Source organism: Rhizobium leguminosarum bv. viciae USDA 2370 (assembly GCF_002008365.1).
Classification (GTDB): Bacteria; Pseudomonadota; Alphaproteobacteria; order Rhizobiales; family Rhizobiaceae; genus Rhizobium; species Rhizobium leguminosarum.
Map to the genome: position 1 here is coordinate 1 of NZ_MRDL01000061.1, position 2,559 is coordinate 2,559.

Sequence of the window (2,559 nt, forward strand, 5' to 3'; positions counted from 1 at the left end):
GTAAGCATACGGTGAAGGCCGCTGGTCACGCCGCTTGAGCGTCGATGGTCGGCGGTGTCCAGTTCCATGGAAGCAGTTGCTCCAACCTGGTGATCGGAGTGTCGGCTATGCGGGCGAGGATGTCGGCAAGCCACGCCTGCGGATCAATGTCGTTGAGCTTTGCCGTCATGATCAGCGTAGCCATGAAGGCGGCACGGTCAGCGCCACGATCCGATCCGGCGAATAGCCATGATTTCCTGCCAAGTGCGAAGCCTCTGAGCGCGCGCTCGGCGGCATTGTTGGTCAGGCAAATCCTGCCGTCGTCCAGGAATGACGTGAAGCCATCCCAACGCTTGAGCATGTAGTCGATCGCCTCTGCGACCGGAGAACTGCGCGACAGTTTTGCACGCTCGGTTTGAAGCCAAGCCTGGAGATCGTCGACGAGCGGCAGGCTGTCTCTGCGGCGTCGGTCCAGGCGTTGACCGGCGGCAAGCCCGTTTATATCCCGCTCGATATCGAACAGGGCGTCGATCCGTTTGACGGCTTCCAGCGCCATGGGCGAGATCGGCGCAGCGTTCTTTCCACGCTTGGCATTCGCCGCGATGTCGGCGAGCACGAAGAACTTACGTCTCGAATGTGACCAGCAAAACGCCTGCCTTAGCGGATTTGGATCGCGATCAACCTTGAACAGCGGATTATAGCCGCCATAGGCATCCGCCTGCAGAATGCCGGTGAAGGTCTTCAGATGGCGTTCCGGATGCTCCTGTCGCCGGTCCCGCGATGCATAATACAGCGCGGCCGGCGGTGAGAGCCCGCCGAATGGTCGGTCATCCCGGACATAGGTCCATATGCGACCGGTATCGGTCTTTCCCCTCGCCAAGATCGGCACTGTCGTGTCGTCGCCATGAAGCCGCCCGGCGGCCAGAACGTGCGCTTCGATCAGTGAATGGATAGGCTTCAAAGCCGCGGCGCATGCTCCGACCTGGTCGGCCAATGTCGATAAGCTGAGGTCGATGCCCTCGCGGGCATAGCGTTCGCTTTGGCGATTGAGCGGCTGGTGCTGGGCGAACTTCTCAAACAGGATCATCGCCAGCAGGTTCGGCCCGGCAAAACCGCGGGGCGTCACATGGAAGGGTGCTGGTGTCTGGGTGATCTTCTCACACTCGCGGCAGGTAAACTTCTCCCGCACCGTCTGGATAACCTTCCACTGGCGCGGGACGACCTCCAGGGTCTCGGTGATATCCTCACCGAGTTTCGACAGTTTGGTCGACCCGCAGCAGGCGCAATTCGTGGGAGCAGCGATGACGATGCGCTCGCGCGGCAGGTGTTCTGGAAAGGGTTTGCGTGAAGGACGCTTGCGCTCAAAGGCTTTGACGGCTGAAGCTTTGGCTGCGATCTCCGCGACCAGTTCATCTTCACCGGCATTTGCTTCTAGCTCCTCGAGCTGCAGCTCCATCTGCTCAAGGAGCCGCGCCTTACGCTCGGACCGGCTGCCGTAGAGTTCGCGGCGAACCTTGTCGATCTCCAGCTTCAGCCGCGCGATCAGCGCCTCGGAATGTGATACGAGTGCCTTTGCACTGGCGGCTTCTGCCTTGGCAGTTGCTGCTTCAGCCTCGGCTGCAACACGCCGAGCACGTTCCTTGGCCAGCAGTGCAAGCGCACTGGTAAGGTCGTCCGGAAGCTCTTCGGTCGCATTGCTCATGACAGGATGGAATCATATTCGACCCTGTCATTCCAGTGTTTTTGCTTATCCGGCCGACGTCGGCCGCCAGGTCTTTTGCGGCATCCGCCAGTCGATGCCTTCCAGTAAATAACCGAGCTGCGCGGGCGTGATCACCACCGTGCCATCGGCTGCCGAGGGCCAGATGAAGCGTCCCCGTTCTAACTTCTTTGTAAACAGACAGGCTCCCTGGCCGTCATGCCAGATCACCTTGATCAGACCGCCACCGCGGCCGCGGAATACGAACAGGTGCCCACACATCGGGTCACGCTTCAGCGCCTCCTGCACCATCAACGATAGACCCGGAAAGCCCTTTCGCATGTCCGTATGGCCTGTCGCCAGCCAGACCTTTACACCAGTAGGGACCGGGATCATCGACGACCCAGCACGCAATCGAGAATGCGCCCAAGCGCTTCCGTGTCGATATCGCTATCCACGCGTACGCGTCTGCCCCGACCCAGCTCAATCGTTACATCGCTGCGTTTGCGACGAGGATGGGATGTGGTGGGCGGTTCCGTTTGAACGGGAGAGACTGCCGGCGCGGTCTCGGACACGATCACCGGCACCAACGTGGTTGCCGTCTCGGTCTTCAGCTCCTCGATCCGGCACAGCTCCTTGCGCCAACGGAACAACTGGCTGACATGGATACCGGCCGCGCGAGCAATCTCAGAGATAACCGCGTCCGGCTCAAAGCAGGCAGCGACGAGGCGCTCTTTGTCCTCGCGTGACCAGCGCCGACGGCGCTCTACGGACGTGATCACCTCAATTGGATGCTTCGTCATATGACTACTCCTAGCGTTACCACTAGGACTGCCAGTCAGTAGCCCGTCATCGCAAGACGGCTTTCACCGTGGGCTTAC

3 protein-coding genes are annotated in these 2,559 nt (G+C 60.5%); all 3 read right to left on the minus strand.

Going from position 1 to position 2,559, the window contains the following annotated elements:
• Positions 1 to 25 precede the first annotated feature (25 nt).
• Genes tnpC through tnpA form a run of 3 tightly spaced genes read right to left on the minus strand, consistent with a single transcriptional unit; the run spans position 26 to position 2,481 of the window.
• Positions 26 to 1,681, minus strand: a complete 1,656-nt coding sequence (gene tnpC, locus BS629_RS37335; protein ID WP_018241645.1) for an IS66 family transposase — start codon at positions 1,679 to 1,681, stop codon at positions 26 to 28.
• 45 nt (positions 1,682 to 1,726) lie between these two features.
• On the minus strand, positions 1,727 to 2,074 hold the full coding sequence (tnpB, locus tag BS629_RS37340) for an IS66 family insertion sequence element accessory protein TnpB (protein ID WP_018241646.1): 348 nt from the start codon (positions 2,072 to 2,074) through the stop codon (positions 1,727 to 1,729).
• The gene (gene tnpA / locus BS629_RS37345) at positions 2,071 to 2,481 is read right to left on the minus strand and encodes an IS66-like element accessory protein TnpA (RefSeq protein ID WP_018241647.1); all 411 of its coding nucleotides are present in this window, start codon (positions 2,479 to 2,481) and stop codon (positions 2,071 to 2,073) included. The genes tnpB and tnpA overlap by 4 nt, the downstream gene beginning before the upstream one ends.
• Positions 2,482 to 2,559 lie beyond the last annotated feature (78 nt).